Here is a 17,933-nt window from a genome sequence, read left to right on the forward strand (position 1 = left end):
TGGATCATGTACAAGCTGGCGAAATTTTTGGGCGTGTCTTTGCTCGTAGTGGCGGGAGGCTCCGCCGTTTACGCGATGAGCGGGGACGATGCGTCGCTTTTGAAGACGCTTGCAGAGCGTTTGCCCAAGACGAAGATCGCGGCGGTTGATTGCGGCAAGATTCCTGGATTGTGCGAGATTCAGGCGGGGTCGAACCTATTTTATACGGACCGGGGCGGCCGCTTCCTTATCATCGGCCGAGTCTACGACATGGAGACCCGGCAGGATCTGACCGCCGCGCGGCTACTGGAAATCAGCCCGGAAACGATCGTTGGGGGGGCAGCGAGAGCGAGCGATCCGGATGCCGACGCGGGTAGTTCTTCGCAACCTGGAGCCAAGGAGGTGGCTGCGCCCGCAGAGAAGGTGTCGCTTGCAGGCTTGCCGGCGTCGGGCGCCATTACATGGGGTTCGGGCAGCCGCACTGTGACGGTCTTCAGCGATTTTCGCTGCGGGTATTGTAACCGTCTGCACCAGACGCTTGCGGCGATGAACGTCAAAGTGGTCGAACGCCCAATTTCTGTACTGGGCACACGGTCGATTTCAGACGCGGTGATCTGTTCAACCGATCGGGCGAAGGCTCTGCAGAAGGCTTACGAGCAGGAGCCTCTGGAGGCGAGGAAGTGCGACACAAGCGGCCTTGATGCAAATGAGGCTTTTGCTCGCAAGAACGGATTCTCCGGGACGCCGGTCATCGTCCGCAGCGACGGAGAAGTGGTCCATGGCTTCAGGCCGCGCGAATTTCTCGAGACATGGTTGAAGGGAGCGAGCTGATGGCCGCGATAGCTTACGCTGCCAAAGGCGGTATGGCCGTTCTTGCGCTTGTCGCGCTCGCCGGCTGCACGTCGCTTGGGACGAACGTCAAGGGCTCGTTTCGATGCGCGGCGCCAGACGGCCAGTGCGCACCGTCGATGACGATCGACGATCAGGCGCTCGCTGAAATCGCCACGGGAAGTGCGGACGGCTTCGTCTCACCGGCAGGGCCGTACAAAGTCGATGACGGTAATTTGGATCGTTCGCACATGGCTGATGCGAAGGCGGCGGCGTCATCCGCGCCGATGCAGGACAACCAGCGATATCAACTTTCGGTGGTGTTTCCGGCCTACACTGATGGGGCCGGCGTCACGCATGATCGCGCGGTCGTGAAAACGGAGGTCGGTTTGCCGGGCCGGACGGCTAGCAGCGTCGAGCTGGCTAATCGTGGCCGCGAGGGAGGGGACTCGCGAGGCCTGTTGGCGGCGGCTGAGAGCGCGCCGCCGCTGCTGTCTTTGGTTCGCCCGGCAACCGAGCCGGAAAGCGCGCTCGTCACCGCCGGTGACGCTGCACCAAAGGCGCGACCGGAGGCCATCGATCAAATCAAGGCCGAGGTCGATGCCAAGCTTGCCAAGCGCGCGCGCCGGCAGGCCGCATCGTTCCCTGCGCAGGAGTGAATTCGATGGGCATCATCGAAAACTTGACCGAACTGATGTTGGGCGATCGGCGAAAGCCGGAACAGACGATGCGGCCGGCATCGATCCCGATGTTGTCGAATTTCCTGGGATATCGTTCTTACGACGACGAAAGGCAGCTCTTCTACCAGGTTCGGTCCAAAGGCTTCGTGCTTGAACTGGCGCCGTTGATCGGCGGCGATGAGCGGACAGCCGAGATGGTCGGTACGATATTTTCCGACGTTCTCATGCCAGGGTGTGCGTTTAGCATTGTCAATTATGCCAGTCCGCGCATTTCCGAGAAGCTTACTGAATGGGTGTTGCCTCGGATCGAGGCGGGCGGAGTATTCGGCACGCTCGCACGTCATCGAGCGGATAAGCTGCGGTCGGGGGCATGGAAGAGTCTCGCGAGTGACGGGCCATTCAATTTGCGAAACTTTCGCGTGTTGCTGTCAGTCGGTGCGCCGGATGGTTCCGGACTGAAAGTTGAGGACCTGCTGACGATGCGCGAAGGCGTCGTTTCGGCTCTCGATTCCATCAATGTGCCGGTGCGACATCTGGGCCCTGTGCACCTTATCCGCTTTTTTGACGAGATTCTGTGCGCGTCGACAGGGGCGGGAGATGATGCGCCTGGCTACAATCGTTTCGATCCGATCAACGAGCAGTGCATCCGGCGCGACCTTGTGACGCATGTCGAGAAAGATCGGTTGCTTCTCCACGCGCAATCTTTGCGGCCTACCGGGAATGTCGTTGACGGCGTGCCGGAGTATGACGATTTCGTTCCGGAGCGGTTTGACGTTCGAACGATGTCGATCCGCAATTTTCCCGATCGCTGGGCACCATGGGACACCCAGAAGACCATCGGCGATATCTTCAACCCAAAGCTCTGCCTGCCATGTCCTACGCTTCAATCGGTCTGCGGCGTGATTCCGGGCGTCGAGGCATCCGAGGCCAAGGCAGGGTTCAAGTTCGCGCGCACGCAATCGCTGTCGGAAGGGCAAGGCGTCAAGCTGGTTCCGAAGATCAAGGATCAGGCGGCCGAGTGGCGCATGGTCCAGGACCGGGTGAAATCGGGCGAGAAGTTGATCCGTACATACTATACGCTCAGTATCATTGCGCCGCGTGGGACGGCCGAAACCGCCGAGCGGCTTGTGAAGGGCATGTACAAGGCGGCCGGGTGGGATCTCATCGACGAGACCCATATTCAGCTCCCCGCGTTCATGTCGCACTTCCCGCTGATGATTGCTGACGGTTTGCAATCCGATTTGGAGCGTATGAAGCGGTTTCGCACACTCTTGTCGTCCAACGTGGCGGCGATTGCGCCGCTTCAGGGTGAATATGTCGGCGGCGAAATTCCGCATGTGCTTTTCATCGGTAGACGGGGGCAGCCTCAGTTCTGGTCTCCATTCCAGAACAAGGCGGGCAACCACAACGTGGCCATCGCGGGAAAGTCCGGCTCGGGAAAGTCCGTGCTTCTGCAGGATCTGACTGCAAGTCTTGCCGGTGTGCGAGCAAAGGTCATCGTGATCGACGACGGACGGTCGTTCGAGCACATGGCAAAGGCGTTGGGCGGCACATTCAGCGAATTCAAGCTTTCGTCGGGGATCTCCATCAATCCGTTCCGGATGATCGACCAAGAAGTTGCTGAGCAGGATGAGGATTACCTCGTGGACTGCATGGCGATGCTCAAGGCGATCATTGCCCAGATGGCGCGGAACGAGAACAGGCTGAATGATACCGAGCGGGGCTTGATCGACAGAGCCGTCAACACGGTCTGGACCGAGCACAACCGGGACGGCACGGTTGATCATATCATCACCGCGCTCGAAGGAGAGGCGCACCACTACGCGCGGGACTTGGCGACGTCGCTGCTGCCCTTTTCGCAGCAAGGGACATATGGCCGCTTCTTCGTCGGCGACAACAATCTCGATCTGACCGCTGACCTGACGGTGTTCGAGCTTTCCGATCTCGCCTCGCGCGAGGAATTAAGGGGCGTAGTACTGACGTCGATCATGTTCGTTGCATCACAGACGATGCGTCGCATGAGCCGCTCGATTCCCAAGGCGCTGATGATCGATGAAGCCTGGCAGATGCTGAAGGGCGGCGCCATGGCGGATTTCGTTGAAACCTATGCGCGCACATGCCGCAAATACGGTGCGTCATTGATCACCGCGACACAGTCTATCAATGACTATTACAAGTCCGACGGATCGCGCGCTGCCCTCGAGAACTCCGACTGGTTCGTGATCCTGCAGCAGAAATCGGAGACCATCGCCGATTTCCGCAAGTCCGATCGATTTGAGATGTCGAATTACACAGAGGCGCTTTTGCGTTCCCTGAAGCGCAACGGCGTCGAATATTCGGACGTTTTGGTTCGCGGGCCGGAAACCGAGACGGTTTGCCGCCTCGTGCTCGACGCCTTTTCCGCCTCGCTCTACTCCTCAAGTCCCGATGTCTTCGCGAAGATCGAGGACCATGTCACTGCCGGATATCCGATGGCGCAGGCGATCGAGATGGTCGCATTTCCGAACCGGTATGTCGTCGAGGATGGCCTGCGGGAGGCAGCGGAGTGATGGCGTTCGCAAGAACTGCTCCTCGCCCGAACGCGCAGGCCAGCATTAAAGCGTTCGCGCAATCGTTTCTCGCCACTGGCTTGAGGCTGCTCGGTTGGGTCTCGGTCAACGCTTTGGTGGCGGTCGGTGCAGTCACGATGGCGCTGTGTGCCGTCGCGAATTTCTCGCTCGAAGGCTTCATGCATCAGCTGGCCAATCTGTCGTCGCGCTACATCACGGCCGATGCAGCCCGGCAGCATCAGTTCGATGCAATTCTCCTGTGGGTGCTGGCAGTCGTGTTCGCACTCGCTGGCATTTTTCGCCGGCAATCACTGGCGCACATTCTCCTGAAGGAATTTGACGATGACACAGCGAGTTAAGCGAGGTCTTGCAGGGGTCCTATCATTGCAATCGGGCGATATGGAAGGAGACCTGCTAGGCGGTAGAGAGGGGGATGTTGCTGCGGATGCTGGAGCATCGTGCGCCATCGAGGATGAAGCTTCCCGGGGGGATGCCTCAGCGATGGCAGTCCAGCTCGGCGCCGGATCTGCGAGCTCTCCCGAAGACGGGCTGGTTGCGAAGCATAGAAGCGCACCTGTATCGTCGGCCAGCGCGTCTGCTCGGGGAGCGAAGCGGCCAAAAAATTCCGGGGGACTGAAGCTGAAAGATGCCGCTCTGGTTGTCGGCTTGGCCGTTTGCCTTGTCTGGGGCGCCTGGGTGACGAAGAGCCTCCTCGATGACGGCATGGGTAAAGACAGGTTCGTTAAGCTTCAACTCCAGGGTGTGATAGCCGAGTATCTTCAGGCGCAAGCCCGGTCTGGGAGCGACGATCGCACGGCCGCGCAGCAGACGGCCCAATTCATGGCGGTGCTCGACAAGGCTGTGGCTGCCGCAGGCCAGGATGGCCGCATCGTGCTGGTGAACGAAGCGATCGTCGGCGGCGATATCCCGGACATCACAGCGCAAGTGAAGAGCGAGGTCTATGCCCAGGTGCCCATGCCCAAGGTGGCCGCCATAACGCCGGTACAGCAGGGCATGGAATCCTTCATGGCCAGCAACGGAGGTCACGGTGACGATCGTCATAGACAATAAGGCGCGGCCGGTTCGGTTGTCGTTTCGGGCCAAGATGGCGGCGATCGGCGGGCTGTGTGTTCTTGCTGTAGCCGGCCAGTCGCTCTCCCATTGGAGCCGGACGCACGCCTTCATGATCAATGAAAGCGGGTCGCTTCCCAATTGGGCCTTTCTGGTTTCCGCAGGACAATTCCCGCACCGGGGGGACTATGTGATCTTCAACCCGGGCCGCGATCCAATGGTCCTCAAGTATTTCGGAAGTCCTCCGCCGGCGTTCGCCAAGATTGCGTATGGGGTTCCCGGTGACGTTGTCGAGCACGTTGGCCGCGACGTCCTGGTGAACGGTCACAAGGTCGCTCGGCTCAAGCCATTCACACTTAAGGGAGACCCGCTGGCCGCGGGGCCGACTGGCCGCATTCCTGATGGGTGCGTCTATGCAGGAAGTGGTCACAAGGACGGGTTTGATAGCCGATATGCGGAGATAGGCTTTGTGTGCCGTGACCGCATTGCTGGCGTTGGGAGCCCGGTGCTGTGAGGATTCGGTCACTCGCGGCAGTCGCTCTCTTTGGTGCGATCGGCGGTGCAGGCTTGCCGGGCCTCCACGCGGCGATGGCCGTGGATCATGGGCAAGTGGGCGAGGCATGGCCGATCATCGAGCCAGATTTTCTCGACGTGATCAAGGCGAAGCTCGAAGCGGCGAAGGCCAGCGGAAAGCTGGACGAGTTGAACGCACGTTTCGCTGAGCGGGTGAAGGCAAAAGTCATGCGGCCAACGCCTGTCGCCGGGATGGTCGCGGCTACGGAGAGCCGTACTTGGGAATATGATCCGACCATCACTCTAGAGAGCGACATTAGGGACGCCAAGGGCAACCTGATCGCGGTGGCTGGTCAGCGGATCAATCCCCTCGACAAGATTACAATGTCCGAAAAGCTATTGTTCATTGATGGTGACGACGAAGCCCAGGTGTCGTGGGCCCTTGGACAGGGCGATGAACGCGCAGCAAAGATCATCATGGTCAGCGGGTCTCCGTTTGATCTCATGAAGGCCAAGCAGCGCCGGTTCTACTTCGACCAGGCTGGCACGCTCACCGGTAAGTTCGGCATCGAACATACGCCTGCGCTCGTCGAGCAAAAGGGCAAGCTACTCATCGTGCGTGAAGTTGCACTCAAGCCGGGGCAGGGGTCATGAGGAAGTTCATCGAAAAGCATATGCCGTATCCGATGGCGGCGCCGGAAACGCGTCAACTTCGCTCTGCGCGACGCCGGCTCATAGGAGCGCTCGTCGCTGTCGCTATCCTGACCTGGCTGTGGCCGCTTGCGGTATCGGTTTCGAAATTAGGTGCGGCTGCGTTGTTTGCCGGTCTCGGCGCCTTCGTGCTCGTCCAGGGCCTCTTTTGGGCTCGAGCGAAAAATGCAGCGGACGACGCCTATTTGTTCTCCGGGGACGGCTGCGATGACGATGCCTAGGTGGATTGTCCAAGCCATTCTCGGCCTGCTCCTGATCATCCCCGGGGCGGCGCGCGCGCAAGTTCCGACAGGCAGTTGCTCAGGAAGCTTTGTCAATCCGATCACTGATGTGTGCTGGGGGTGCATGTTCCCGCTATCCGTTGGCGGTCTGCGAATTTGGCCTTCTTCGCGAGCGGACACCAGCAATCCGAGCTCGCCCATCTGCCTGTGCGGATCACCCATTCCGCGCATTGGCGTCGCAATGGGTTTTTGGGAGCCGGCACGCCTGATTGATGTGACGACGAAGCCTTTCTGTTTTCCGAACCTGGGTGGGATCAAGTTGTCACCGGGTTTGACCATGGGCAGTGGATATGCCGCCAATGTGGGCTCGAACGGCGGGACTGACACGGCGAAGTATCATGTCCACTACTACGTCTATCCACTGCTTTATTGGCTGGAGATCCTGACGGATTTCGTGTGTTTCGAACAGGCCAGCTTCGACATCGCTTACATGACCGAGATCGATCCGCTTTGGCAGGACGACACCTTGACGACGCTGATTAATCCGGAGGCGTTGATCTTTGCAAATCCATTAGCTCAGGCGGCTTGCGCGGCCGACTGCGTGGCCGCGACGGCACATCTGCCGCTCAATGAACTGTTTTGGTGTGATGGCTGCCAGGGGTCGATGTATCCGCTCAACGGGAACGTGGGTGCGAGCGTGGGTATGACCCAGTCGGGACGATTGGCGGCAGAGCGCATGGTCTACAAGATGCACCGCCAAGCGCTTGCATGGGGAACGATGGGTTCGAAGGCGCTGTGCGGTAAGTATGTCATGCCGATCCTCAAAAAGAGTCAGTACCGGCTGCAGCAAGTCAACCCGACGCCAATGGTGTCGGGGCGCGAGGCCTGTTCCCCGATCGGCGGTTCGGTTTTGCTGCCCGGTGCCGCGAGGACTTACCCAGTGACTGGTGAAGACATGGGCTTTCTACTTTGGCGCAAGCGTAACTGCTGCGTGTTGTGAGGACGAAAATGCGCAAATCGATGGTTGGTCTTGGCGGTGTATTGGCGATCGGGATCGTGAGCGCTGCACTGGCGCAGACGATCGACGGGCTTGATTTGCAGGCTGTGGAGAAGCGCGCGGAAAACGGGCGTCAGGACGCGCAGGACGTGTTCGACTTCGTCACTGGCCAAGGCGATCCACCGGCCGCTGCGGCACGAGAGGTGGTCGACAATGCCCGGGATCGGATCGCCGATCTTGATGTGAGTGCGATTGGTAAGAGCGAAGGTCCGGTAAATCTGGATGAGCTGGTGGCAGGCGCGAAGAGCACCGTCGCTGGGCCCAAATCGACACCGCTAATCATGGCGTTCGTGAGTTTGTCGATGCCAGGGGAATCGCTTCGCCGAACGATCGCCGATACGACGAAAGCTGGCGGTGTCGTGATCTTCCGGGGATTTTCGGCTGAGGGCCCTAAGCCATTTGTCGAGGCGCTGTCTCGAGTAGTAGACCAGAAATCGGCGTCGAACATTGCGATCGATCCGCGGCTCTTTCGGGCGTTCAAGGTCGACCGCGTACCCACCATCGTCGCGGCGTCGACGAATTTCGAGCCGTGCGATCAGCTTGACTGCGTAACTCCGGCGCCTCCACACGACAGGATCTCGGGCAACGTCAGCTTGGCCTATGCTCTCCAGGAATTCGTTGAGGGCAGGGGGCCTGGTGCGCCTGCGGCGCGTGTCGCTCTTGCCAACCTGACACCGCGGCAATGACTGGTTGGCGTGCCTTTGTTGTAGCAGTTTTGCTGTTGGCACCCGTTCCTGGCTGGGCGCAGGCGGACGCGCTCAAGCAGGGCGAAGATTTCGCGAAGTCAGTTCGTGACGCACAGGCGAGCGGCGCGGTAGCTGAGGGAAGCGAAAATGATGTTCCTGGCTACGGCGGCAGCGCCATTGACGCGTCGAAATATCTCGATGACCCCGATGGACTGACTGACGCGGGCATTTCCGAGCGATATTCCAACCCGGACTACGGTGTTGTTATCGACAGTTCGCGGCCGGAGTTTGACCCCGCAACGATCGACCTCTCCACGGCTCAGGATATCGAATATGATCCGGAGGCATATGTTGGAACGGGCCTTTCGGCAGGCGGATCGACCGGTAATTGCGAGCCTCTGCCCAATGACGGCACGACATCATCGACGTATTTCGAGACATGTAATGAGGGCGACCAGATCATCACGAGCACGCAAACGTGCACTGAGACCCTAAATGTTGAAGTAGAGAAGATAACGACATGGGTTTATTACACAGCGGACAGAGGTCCATATGCCAAACGCTCGCTGTTCAATTCATATGTCACGTCTGGAACCTGTCAAAGCAAAGGAACGTTTTCCTATTGTGGTAATGTGAGTCTCTATGGATACAAGGCTGCAGGCGATTGCAAGGACTCTTCTTACAGCACCGAGATACTTGAATGTACGCAGGAAATTTCCGGACTTACGGCGGCTTCTTCCGCCTATTTTACGGGCATCGTTCCATCGACAGGGGCGTTCTGGATGTCGAAGGGCGAGACGGTAAAGCCCGCCGTTATCACCAGAAATACGTCTGCTTGTGCTTCTTTCGCCGGCAACGCGCAGTGCGCTGAACAGGGCAGCGAAGTTTGCAGCGACAGCGATCCGGTGACTCGCAACATCAACGGCGTCGACGTAACGCAGCCATGCTGGGCCTGGACGCGGACATTTCAGTGCACGGAGCGCAAGGCAGCCAACGACTGTTCTGAGCTGCAGGCGAACGCCCAATGTACGTTTGATCACAAGGAATGCCTGAGCGAAAACGACGACGGGTCATGCAATGTCTACGATGACGTGTATCGCTGCGTCACGCCGGCGAGCGGCACGACAAATCCGCAGGCCTATCTGTGCGCTGGCGATCTTTATTGCATCAACGGCGAATGCATGCAGGTTGAGCGGCAGGCATCTACTGAATTCAAGGATGCCATGGTCGCGGTGCAGACCATGGGCGATGTCCGAGATCAGTTCGACCCAGATAACCTGACGCTGTTCAATGGGGCCAAGGAAGGGTGTCACAAGCCGGTATTCGGTTTGGTCAATTGCTGCGCAGGCAAGACTTCGGGCCTCATAACAACAGCCGCGGGCGCCGCCGCGATCGCGGGCGGGCCCACGGCGATCGCGGCACTGGCTACGCCGTTCCTGACGATGTTCCTGTGCTCGAACGACGAAAAGTTGCTCGATGTGAAGGACCGGATGGGGCTGTGCCACTATGTCGGGACATATTGTTCCGACAAGATCCTCGGGGTCTGCACCAGCAAGCGCAAGAGCTATTGCTGCTTTGAAAGCAAGTTGAGCCGGATCCTTCAGGAACAGGGGCGCGCGCAGCTCGCAATGAGTTGGGGAACGGCAAAGAACCCCGACTGCGAAGGCTTCACGGTCGAAGAGTTTCAGCAACTCGATCTGTCGCAGATGGATTTCACCGAAGTCTATGACGAGTTCGTTGATGCGGCGAAGGTGCCCGACGAAGTCGAGACGTCGATCGAGATCCAGAACAAGATCGAGGAATATTACAAGTTGCACGGGGGGTCATGACGTTGATGCCTGACGTTTCTCATATCCATTTTGACCGAAGGGTGCCCGATCTCAGCGTGTTCGAGCTGGCGGTCGCTAATGCGATTTCTCGCCAGAAGATTTCAACTGATGAAGACCTGCAGGAGGTTCTCTCCGACTGGTTCCAGCGCAAGGTGCGTGTTCCGGACGTATCGGCCGCGCTCGACACGATGATCGCCAAAGGGATCGTGCGCCGCGGTGACGAAACGCTCTGCGAGTATCGGCTCACCCCGCACGGAATCGACGCTGTGACGTCGCTCTACGGCGGCTGCATCAGAATGATCGATCGGGGCCTGGGCCTTCTGAACGTCAGCATGATTCTCAATCTACTCACAACGACGCGGGAGTCGGACGATGCGTAAAACGCTTCATGGTGTGACGGCGGTCGCGCTTATTATCTCGCAGGCGGCCGCGGCGATACCAACCTTTGCGGAGGACACAGGGCCAGTTCGCGATGTCTTCTATTGTGAGCAGCGAAAGCTAGGGAGCTGGTTCTATTGTGATCCTGACAAGGAGAAGGATCCAACCTTGCTAGAGACGCCGAGTGCGGTGCCTGCAGTCAAGCAATTGGCAGCCATTGGCGAAGAGCTCGATGAACTCAAGGCGCGGGCCATTCTCAATCCGACGACCGAGAACCTGGCGGCATATATGCATTATCAGCGCGCGCAGTTGGATCGTGCTTCGACGTTTGCCGATGTTTGGGGAAGGACGGTTTGGCAGAATCCGGAGCTCGACTATACGTTTGAGCGCCCGATAAATTCGCTTGGTAAGCGAACCTGGATGGAGGATCGCAAGGCCGCAAAGGCCTCGACGATGGCGCAGCTGTCGCAGCGTTACGGGGTCTTCTATTTCTACTCGTCAGCGTGCTCAGCTTGCCGTGTCTTCGGTCCGATCGTCCGATCACTTTCAGATCAGTATGGGCTCGAAGTTCTTGCCGTTTCCATGGACGGCGGGCCGAACGACCAGTTTCCGCACTATGTGGTCGACACCGGCCAATATCGAAAGATGGGGCTGACGGGAGATCAGGTCCCGGCGCTTGTTCTGTTCGATACCCAGACCAAGCGGCCAATTCCGATCGGCTACGGTTTAATGGCTGCTGATGAGGTCATGGACCGGATTTTCACACTCACGCAGACCGAACCAGGGAGTGATTACTGATGGCCGGGATCGACAGGCGCGGGCGCGCCCCGTGGCGGAAGCGTGTGAGGATTGCGGTGCTGGTGCTTACAGCATCGCAGATGTGCGCCGTTCAGACATTTGCCAATGTGGGCACGGAATTGAACGATTTCTTCAACGATATGGGCGGTGCCGGCAACGCATATGGTCCGACGGCTTTTCAGGGCCAGTCGGCCGGGTACTACACGGGTGGCGGCGTCTGGACGCGCTTCAAGAACAAGGACATCAACCCGGTCAACGTCCAGCTGCCGAGCGTAAAGGCGGGCTGTGGCGGCATCGACATCTTCGGCGGGGCGTTTTCGTTCATTAATACGGACGAGATCGTGGCGATGCTCAAAGCTGTGGCGAGCAACGCGCTTGGTTTCGCTTTCCAGTTGGCGATCAAGTCGATCAGCCCACAGATCTCGCAAACCATCGAGGAGATGGCTCAGAAGATCGAGAAGCTCAATCAGATGAACATCTCGTCCTGCGAGGCGGCGCAGGGGCTGGTTGCTGGTCTATGGGGTAAGAATCAGGGGCGCGATTCCGAAGTCTGCAAGGCAATAGCGAACAGTCAGGGCTTTGCGACCGATTGGGCGAAGGCGAGGCAGGATTGCAATGCTGGCGGGGAGCGAACGGAGACGCTCAATAAGAATGGCGATGATACCATCCCGTCGAAGTCCTACAACTATACCTGGCACATGCTCAACAAGAGCTACCCGTCGTTCGATCGGGAGTTCAAGGAATATCTGATGACGCTGGTCGGGACGATCGTCTACCAGCGGGCCGATTCGGACGATGCCAACGGCACCATCAAGTACTTTGGACATGGAAACCGCGACTTGATCCAGGCTCTACTGGTCGGTTCGACGGAAACCAAGGTTCTGCGCTGCGATGAGACGGACGATTGCCTCAATCCTTCGTATTCGAATACCGTCACCATCAGTGCCAGTCAGGCTCTTCAGCCTCGTATCGCCACCTTAATCCGATCGATGGCGAACAAGGTTCGCACCAACGAAGCGCTGACGGCCGAGGAGGTCGGCATTCTCGGTGGTACGAGCGTCCCTCTCTACAAGATTATTACCGTCAACGCGGCAGCCCAGCTCGGAGGGATGACAGAAGCCGACATTCAAGGCCTCGCCGAGATCGTGGCGATGGACATGCTCGAAACGATTGTCCGGGAATATTACAGCTACGTACAGAAGGCGCAGGGATCGTTCAGCGAAGCTGACGATGCGACCTTGCAGCAGTGGCGCGACCAGCTGCAGAACGTCAGTTCGGTCATCGATAGCTACAGCTATTCGATGAACGAGCGTCTCCAGCGGACCCAAATCTTTGTCGATCGAGCCGTGTTTTTGGAGCGAACACTTCGAAACACAATCTCTCCGCAAATGTCCGCGGCACTTTCATTCAGATCTGGGGCGGCTGCCCAGGGCTTGAACTGACGGAGGCGATCCATGCTTGAGATCTTCACCATCGGGGGCGGCGAGTACATCGTCAATGTCCTCAACGCGGTTGCCGCATGGACCGGGGGAGGGGGTTTTCGGGCCATGCTCCGGGTAACGATGGTGATCGGTTTTGCCTACGTGCTGCTCGTGGTGGCGTTCAGCTTGAATTGGCGCGCCTGGTTCTCGTGGTTCCTGTCGTCGACGCTCATGTACATGGCGCTGATCGTCCCGACCACGAGCGTCAAAGTGACGGATCGGATCAACCCCGGTCTGGCGCCGGCTGTCGTGGCCAACGTTCCGATAGGTCTTGCGGCGATAGCGTCCTTTTCAAGCCAGATCGGTGATTGGCTCACCCAGCAGGCAGAGACCGTATTCGTGATGCCGGACACGCTCGAGTATCGGACGAATGGGATGATTTATGGCGCGCGGCTGTACGACAAGACTCGAGACTTCAAGTTCCGCGATCCTCGCGTCCACGCCAATCTGACCGAGTACGACAAGCAGTGCTTGTTCTATGACTTCTTGCTCGGGCAGAAGGATATTGGCGATGTCATGAATTCGGCGGACGTGCTGGCCGCAATGGGACCAGGCTCGCCGGCGCGCGCTATGACGTTCTGGAATGCCGACAACACAACCAGCATCGTGACCTGCGAGGCAGCTTACAACACACTCGCCGGGGCTGCAGGCGTTCCTGCAGCCACTGATACTGAGCTCTCGACTGCGGCGCGCAGCATCTTTCCAGATCTCACCGCTGCCGCGGCCAAGAACAAGCTGGAAGCCGATCTGCCCGAAGTGGCGGCGCAGTTTCATGGCGTTGGTCAGACGGCCGCTCAGATTTTTCAGCAGAGGGCTCTAACCGACGCGTTTCTCGAGGCGCGGGCAAACCTGTCCAGCACTGACGGGGACACCTTTGCGATGCTGCGCGCCGAGACCCAGGCGAAGAACACCTATGTGACGATCGCGCAGCAGGCGATGACGTGGGTTCCGCTGCTCAACATCGTGCTTACGGTTGTGTTCTACGCGATGTTCCCTGTCATTTTCCCGCTGTTCCTGATGCCTCAGTCGGGCGTGAGCGCGCTCCAGGGCTACCTGACGGGCTTCTTCTACCTTGCCGCATGGGGCCCGCTCTATGCGGTTCTTCACATGTTCATCATGGGGCGTGAAGAAGCTGCAATGGCCGCGGCCGCGCCCACGGGCTTCACGATGGCGACGATGGAGGGCATCGACGCTGTGAACTCGGACACGGCGACGATCGCGGGGTTCCTGATGATGTCGATTCCCTTCTTGGCGGCCGGCTTGGCGCGCGGGGCCATGGCGGTGTCGAGCCAGGCGACCTCTATGCTGGCGCCGGCGCAGTCGGCAGCCGAGGCTGCCGCGATCGAACGGACTACCGGCAATTACGCCTATGGCAACCAGAGCTATCAAAATCTGACTGGCAACGTCGTGCAGCGCGATCATTGGAACACGGCGCCTTCTTTTGAGGGCGGTTTCGCGCGTTCGTCCTTTACGAACCCCAACGGCACACAGTTTGGTCAGACATCTGATGGGACTGCGATCTTCGACAACCGGCCGGGCATCAGCAGCCTCGGCTTCAATCCGAGTGTCACGCGTTCGACGATGGCGGATATCAGCCAGGCCGCGTCAGAGCTCGAAACGCGCCGTACACAGCTGACCCATGCTCGCCAGGAGCGCGTTGCGGCACTCGAGAGCATGGGCTTTAGCGAATCGACGGGGTTCCGGTCGTCGAGTGGTTCACAAAACTCTACGAGCCAAGGCTCGAGCAGTTCCAAGGGAGAAGGCTACTCGTCAAATCAGGGCGTAACTGATCAGGTCGGGTCCAGCAGAGATATCGGGCAGGGCGTTGAAGCTACTCGCTTGGCGCAGGATCAGTACCGCTCTGCTGAGAATACAACATGGGGTCTTGGAGGATCTGTCGGTCTTCCCGGCGGCGGCCCAAAGGGAGGTGGAAAGGGTAGCAAGATTGGCAAAGTTGGCGGTGCAGGTGTTGGAAACGCCGCCCTTTCTGGCAACTATTCAGTTGATGCATCCGATGGGGTATATTTCACGGATGGTGCTTCACAATCGCGTAGCGACCGCGCCAGTGTAAGTTCGGGGTCCGTTAGCCGCCAAGGTGAGGAGGCTAGCCAAGACTTTCGGCATCAGGAGGAGGCGTCTGCGCGATCGGGCACCTTCTCGCAGCGCGAAGGCTATTCGGATTCGCGATCGTTTCGCGACAGGACGGTTCAGGAGATTCGATCGATTGACCACAACCTGGCCGAGATCGAGGAAGCATCGCGAAGTCTGGGTACGACCTGGACACTCCGAGAAGGCGGTGGTGCGCAGTTCTCGCAGGACATGTCGCAAATCGTGGCAAGCCGGTATCAGGACTATGCCCATAGCGCCGAATTCAGGGCCCTTGGCGCGCCATCGCTTCAGTCCGTGGATTTGACGCCGACGCAAATGCGCGCGCGCGACATGATCGTCGACAGAATTGCACGCGACTATGTCGACAGCATTATGGCGCCTGTGCGGGATGAGTTCATTTCACCTACTGAATTGCGCGGACATGTGGACGGCCCGGGTAACTTTTCGGAGTCTGATTTACGGTCGAGCTTAGGCGGCCACGGAGGGATAGGGCACCGTCGGGACAAATCGGACCCCAGTGGATTGGCTGACGAGGTTGCGGAGGCGATCAGTTCTGGTCGTCAGTCGATTGAAGGTCGACGGGATTCAGCTGAAGCGAACAGAACGTCGGCGGTTCAAGGCGCTGTGGATCTCGGCCAACAGGTAACAGACAAACAGAACCGTAGATGGTTTGAGGAAAAGGATCGAGGCGACTAGACCTCGACCCTTAGTAAATTACACAAAGGGCTAGGAAGATGATTGCCGCTACGACGAAAACGATGAGATGAAGAAGCGAAGGCTCAACATCTGCCGTTTCAAAGGGATCAACCATAACATCTGCAATGCGATCTCGCTCGGCATCTAAGAGCAATCCGAGCGCATTGCCTTCCGGTGAGCCGTCATAAGGAGCATACATGATTTTCATCCTTTCGATTTGAGTACCACAGCTTCGCCCAAAAATCCAGTTGGAGCTGTGGTACTCAAATCGAATGGAGGTATGGCAGCCCTTGCCAGTGAGCCGGTATCGCGGTTACGGATTGCAGACCATGACTGAGGCAATGATGCCGACCGACAAGCCGCTCAATTTCTATCTCGACTTACGCCGGCGTCTCCTCGCTGGCGAGTTCGCCGCGGAGAAGCGTTTGGTCACCAAACAGTTCTCCGCTGAAAGCGGACTCTCAAACAGCGCTATACTTGGCGTTCTCAATGCGCTTGCGACCGACGGTTACCTCAGAAAGCAGCACAAATCGTTTTCGCCCGTGTTGTGGACGCCCTGCATGATCGAAGCAGGGGTCGATCGTCTGGAGATTTTCGTCGAAATTTGCTGCACGAGATTGTTACGGGAGAGCGGTCATCGATTGGCCAAGTTCGTCCAGCTCGCCGGCGAGATGAACGCTTGGGCATTCAGCGATGAGCGCTATTATCTCAAATCGATGGAGTGCTTGGCCGTGCTCTTTGGTGCAGGCGAGCGCCGGACGATCGGAGAGGTAGCTAATCGTCTCTTGCCTCAGGCCTTTTTCAGAATTCTCTGGAATCTTCTTGCTGATGCAGGCGGGTTGCTTTGGTTGCGCGAGTTGCGGTCGGCGTCGGGTTTTTGCTTGCCCGATGGGCGACTGGATCTCATCGCGATATGGCTGAGTGTCCGAGCATCGATCACTGAAGTTTTGCTTGGCGGCGAGGAGATCATCCTGGATCGATCGAGAATAGCCGATCACAATCGCGTGCGGGAAGCCGATTTGAGGGCCAGGACACTCCCACTAGTCCACCTTGCTCACCCCATAATGTTGCCGCTGGTGGAGACCGGAGACGCGGCCCAGGCCTATGTTGTGAGTGCTAGCGTTTAGGCCAAAGGGACGCCGGATTTTCCCTCGCATTGAGTGTCGAGGTGAACGCCGCGCAGGGCTGTGACCGCCCGTGCGGCCGCTAATCCGTCGTGATTGGTTACGGCTTTCACAATATCGGCTGCACGAGAGCACATAGCTTCAATTGCGTTTGCCCCTAGTGAAGCAGACCAGGCGTAAACCCAACTCGATTTGGCCAACGAGGCATATTCACGGAATAGTTCGGTCGCATTCATAGATGCGACAAGCATGAGTAGCAGCATTTGCGCTTGAACACAGGTTTCCAACGCGTGCGCTCGTCCGGTCTGACTCCTGATTAACTCAATTTGCTTTTCCAACGATGGAACAAGTGGCTCCATGTCGAGGCGTTGGCTCCGCAGTAACACGACGGCTTCGATTGCAGCAAGAATCTCAAATTCGCGAACGCGACTTTCATTGTCCAAGCGCGTCCATGTGAAATGTCCAGAATGGTGGTCGATGAAGCCGTTTGCTCGTAGTGTTGCGAACGCGGCGTTACCCCATTCCTCGCCTTCATCATTCATCTTTGCCAGTTTTGTCGGATTGACCGGCTCGATCGCCAGCTCGCAGTTTGCGATCTGGCATTTCATGCGTTCTATTTTGGGATCGCGCGACGGCAAGAGGCCTTCGGAGGCTTCACGATAGAACGATTCAAGTTCGAGATTGATGGTCATGCGCTCGGGTTAGCATACCGTCTCTCGTTGCCAAGCATCAGCTATGTGAGTCAGATCAGGAGCCTAGCGAGAGGATCTCTCTTGCATGGCCTAGAATACGGCGCATCGCTAGAGCGAGGGGTTCAAATGGGTCAGCGTCCAGGACGCGTTGGCATGTCGTCTCAAGGGCTTCGAGAGGCAAGCCCCGAGTGTCCTGGGTTCGCTCGAAGTCGTCGAATGCTGAAAGCAGAGATTTAAGGTCCGAAAAGTGCACGTCTGGAACGCCCTCGTGCCTTAAGGAAGGCGTAAAAGGAATTGGAGCATCTTCGAATTCCGGGATCGCCTGAGACATGTTGCGGTTGTCCACTTTGGTGCGGGAACGTCGAGGCACGTCGTTGCCCGCGGCGGTCCAATCCAATCCCCCGGCAGTCGGGGTTCAGTGTTATGTTCGCGATGATATAATGGGAGATCAACGCCAAAAATTAGTGCAGTGATTTGACCTATGGTGGTGGCGCATATGAAAAAACCACCACTATTACAAAATTTTCATAT

The 17,933-nt window shown here is 58.2% G+C and carries 18 protein-coding genes; 16 read left to right on the top strand and 2 right to left on the bottom strand.

Annotated elements, in window-relative coordinates; all coding sequences use genetic code 11:
* Window positions 1-6: 6 nt before the first annotated feature.
* From MTR64_RS16110 to MTR64_RS16180, 15 genes are all read left to right on the top strand, one after another.
* A complete protein-coding gene (locus tag MTR64_RS16110; protein ID WP_243995476.1) occupies window positions 7-810 on the top strand; it encodes a DsbC family protein in 804 nt (267 codons plus the stop codon).
* Window positions 810-1,466 (top strand): hypothetical protein, encoded by a 657-nt coding sequence (locus MTR64_RS16115; RefSeq protein WP_141521629.1) that lies wholly within the window; start codon window positions 810-812, stop codon window positions 1,464-1,466. The genes MTR64_RS16110 and MTR64_RS16115 overlap by 1 nt, the downstream gene beginning before the upstream one ends.
* Window positions 1,467-1,471: 5 nt before the next feature.
* Window positions 1,472-4,036, top strand: coding sequence for a type IV secretion system protein TraC (gene traC, locus MTR64_RS16120; protein WP_098108400.1), 2,565 nt, complete (start codon window positions 1,472-1,474; stop codon window positions 4,034-4,036).
* A complete protein-coding gene (locus MTR64_RS16125; protein WP_188821196.1) occupies window positions 4,033-4,395 on the top strand; it encodes a hypothetical protein in 363 nt (120 codons plus the stop codon). The genes traC and MTR64_RS16125 overlap by 4 nt, the downstream gene beginning before the upstream one ends.
* A 142-nt stretch (window positions 4,396-4,537) precedes the next feature.
* The gene (locus MTR64_RS16130; RefSeq protein ID WP_098108399.1) at window positions 4,538-5,107 is read left to right on the top strand and encodes a TrbI F-type domain-containing protein; all 570 of its coding nucleotides are present in this window, start codon (window positions 4,538-4,540) and stop codon (window positions 5,105-5,107) included.
* Window positions 5,085-5,621, top strand: coding sequence for a S26 family signal peptidase (locus MTR64_RS16135; RefSeq protein ID WP_229710484.1), 537 nt, complete (start codon window positions 5,085-5,087; stop codon window positions 5,619-5,621). The genes MTR64_RS16130 and MTR64_RS16135 overlap by 23 nt, the downstream gene beginning before the upstream one ends.
* A 74-nt stretch (window positions 5,622-5,695) precedes the next feature.
* Window positions 5,696-6,274, top strand: coding sequence for a type-F conjugative transfer system protein TraW (gene traW / locus MTR64_RS16140; RefSeq protein WP_098108397.1), 579 nt, complete (start codon window positions 5,696-5,698; stop codon window positions 6,272-6,274).
* A complete protein-coding gene (locus MTR64_RS16145) occupies window positions 6,271-6,552 on the top strand; it encodes a hypothetical protein (protein WP_098108353.1) in 282 nt (93 codons plus the stop codon). The genes traW and MTR64_RS16145 overlap by 4 nt, the downstream gene beginning before the upstream one ends.
* Window positions 6,539-7,552, top strand: coding sequence for a conjugal transfer pilus assembly protein TraU (gene traU, locus MTR64_RS16150; RefSeq protein ID WP_373290160.1), 1,014 nt, complete (start codon window positions 6,539-6,541; stop codon window positions 7,550-7,552). The genes MTR64_RS16145 and traU overlap by 14 nt, the downstream gene beginning before the upstream one ends.
* 8 nt (window positions 7,553-7,560) lie before the next feature.
* Complete coding sequence (trbC, locus tag MTR64_RS16155; RefSeq protein ID WP_098108395.1) at window positions 7,561-8,295, top strand: type-F conjugative transfer system pilin assembly protein TrbC; 735 nt, start codon at window positions 7,561-7,563, stop codon at window positions 8,293-8,295.
* Window positions 8,292-10,124, top strand: coding sequence for a conjugal transfer protein TraN (locus MTR64_RS16160; protein ID WP_243995479.1), 1,833 nt, complete (start codon window positions 8,292-8,294; stop codon window positions 10,122-10,124). The genes trbC and MTR64_RS16160 overlap by 4 nt, the downstream gene beginning before the upstream one ends.
* A gap of 41 nt (window positions 10,125-10,165) precedes the next feature.
* Window positions 10,166-10,504, top strand: coding sequence for a hypothetical protein (locus MTR64_RS16165; RefSeq protein WP_098108351.1), 339 nt, complete (start codon window positions 10,166-10,168; stop codon window positions 10,502-10,504).
* Entirely contained in the window at window positions 10,497-11,300 is an 804-nt protein-coding gene (locus MTR64_RS16170; RefSeq protein WP_243995481.1) for a conjugal transfer protein TraF, read from the top strand. The genes MTR64_RS16165 and MTR64_RS16170 overlap by 8 nt, the downstream gene beginning before the upstream one ends.
* Window positions 11,300-12,742: a conjugal transfer protein TraH gene (locus tag MTR64_RS16175; protein ID WP_098108349.1), complete on the top strand. Its 1,443-nt coding sequence runs from the start codon at window positions 11,300-11,302 to the stop codon at window positions 12,740-12,742. The genes MTR64_RS16170 and MTR64_RS16175 overlap by 1 nt, the downstream gene beginning before the upstream one ends.
* 12 nt (window positions 12,743-12,754) lie before the next feature.
* Window positions 12,755-15,586, top strand: coding sequence for a conjugal transfer protein TraG N-terminal domain-containing protein (locus MTR64_RS16180; RefSeq protein WP_243995482.1), 2,832 nt, complete (start codon window positions 12,755-12,757; stop codon window positions 15,584-15,586).
* A gap of 10 nt (window positions 15,587-15,596) precedes the next feature.
* Here MTR64_RS16180 and MTR64_RS16185 read toward each other — a convergent pair whose 3' ends face one another.
* Window positions 15,597-15,794 carry a hypothetical protein gene (locus MTR64_RS16185; protein WP_243995483.1) on the bottom strand — a complete coding sequence of 66 codons (198 nt, stop codon included), beginning with the start codon at window positions 15,792-15,794 and terminating at the stop codon, window positions 15,597-15,599.
* 133 nt (window positions 15,795-15,927) lie between these two features.
* On the opposite strand from MTR64_RS16185, the gene MTR64_RS16190 reads away from it, so the two are divergent.
* Complete coding sequence (locus MTR64_RS16190) at window positions 15,928-16,713, top strand: hypothetical protein (protein ID WP_243995484.1); 786 nt, start codon at window positions 15,928-15,930, stop codon at window positions 16,711-16,713.
* Here the strand turns inward: MTR64_RS16190 and MTR64_RS16195 are convergent.
* Entirely contained in the window at window positions 16,710-17,402 is a 693-nt protein-coding gene (locus MTR64_RS16195; RefSeq protein ID WP_141521625.1) for a hypothetical protein, read from the bottom strand. The two genes, MTR64_RS16190 and MTR64_RS16195, sit on opposite strands and share 4 nt — an antisense overlap.
* Window positions 17,403-17,933 lie beyond the last annotated feature (531 nt).

Origin of the sequence: Novosphingobium album (ex Hu et al. 2023), assembly GCF_022832385.1 — a bacterium.
GTDB lineage: Bacteria > Pseudomonadota > Alphaproteobacteria > Sphingomonadales > Sphingomonadaceae > Novosphingobium > Novosphingobium album.

Bases quoted from the DNA above. Each gene is read 5' to 3' on its own strand.
- MTR64_RS16110 (WP_243995476.1), top strand. From the start codon at position 7: ATGTACAAGCTGGCGAAATTTTTGGGCGTGTCTTTGCTCGTAGTGGCG.
- MTR64_RS16115 (WP_141521629.1), top strand. From the start codon at position 810: ATGGCCGCGATAGCTTACGCTGCCAAAGGCGGTATGGCCGTTCTTGCG.
- traC (WP_098108400.1), top strand. From the start codon at position 1,472: ATGGGCATCATCGAAAACTTGACCGAACTGATGTTGGGCGATCGGCGA.
- MTR64_RS16130 (WP_098108399.1), top strand. From the start codon at position 4,538: ATGGCAGTCCAGCTCGGCGCCGGATCTGCGAGCTCTCCCGAAGACGGG.
- traW (WP_098108397.1), top strand. From the start codon at position 5,696: ATGGCCGTGGATCATGGGCAAGTGGGCGAGGCATGGCCGATCATCGAG.
- MTR64_RS16145 (WP_098108353.1), top strand. From the start codon at position 6,271: ATGAGGAAGTTCATCGAAAAGCATATGCCGTATCCGATGGCGGCGCCG.
- traU (WP_373290160.1), top strand. From the start codon at position 6,539: ATGACGATGCCTAGGTGGATTGTCCAAGCCATTCTCGGCCTGCTCCTG.
- trbC (WP_098108395.1), top strand. From the start codon at position 7,561: ATGCGCAAATCGATGGTTGGTCTTGGCGGTGTATTGGCGATCGGGATC.
- MTR64_RS16160 (WP_243995479.1), top strand. From the start codon at position 8,292: ATGACTGGTTGGCGTGCCTTTGTTGTAGCAGTTTTGCTGTTGGCACCC.
- MTR64_RS16170 (WP_243995481.1), top strand. From the start codon at position 10,497: ATGCGTAAAACGCTTCATGGTGTGACGGCGGTCGCGCTTATTATCTCG.
- MTR64_RS16175 (WP_098108349.1), top strand. From the start codon at position 11,300: ATGGCCGGGATCGACAGGCGCGGGCGCGCCCCGTGGCGGAAGCGTGTG.
- MTR64_RS16180 (WP_243995482.1), top strand. From the start codon at position 12,755: ATGCTTGAGATCTTCACCATCGGGGGCGGCGAGTACATCGTCAATGTC.
- MTR64_RS16185 (WP_243995483.1), bottom strand. From the start codon at position 15,794: ATGAAAATCATGTATGCTCCTTATGACGGCTCACCGGAAGGCAATGCG.
- MTR64_RS16190 (WP_243995484.1), top strand. From the start codon at position 15,928: ATGATGCCGACCGACAAGCCGCTCAATTTCTATCTCGACTTACGCCGG.
- MTR64_RS16195 (WP_141521625.1), bottom strand. From the start codon at position 17,402: ATGACCATCAATCTCGAACTTGAATCGTTCTATCGTGAAGCCTCCGAA.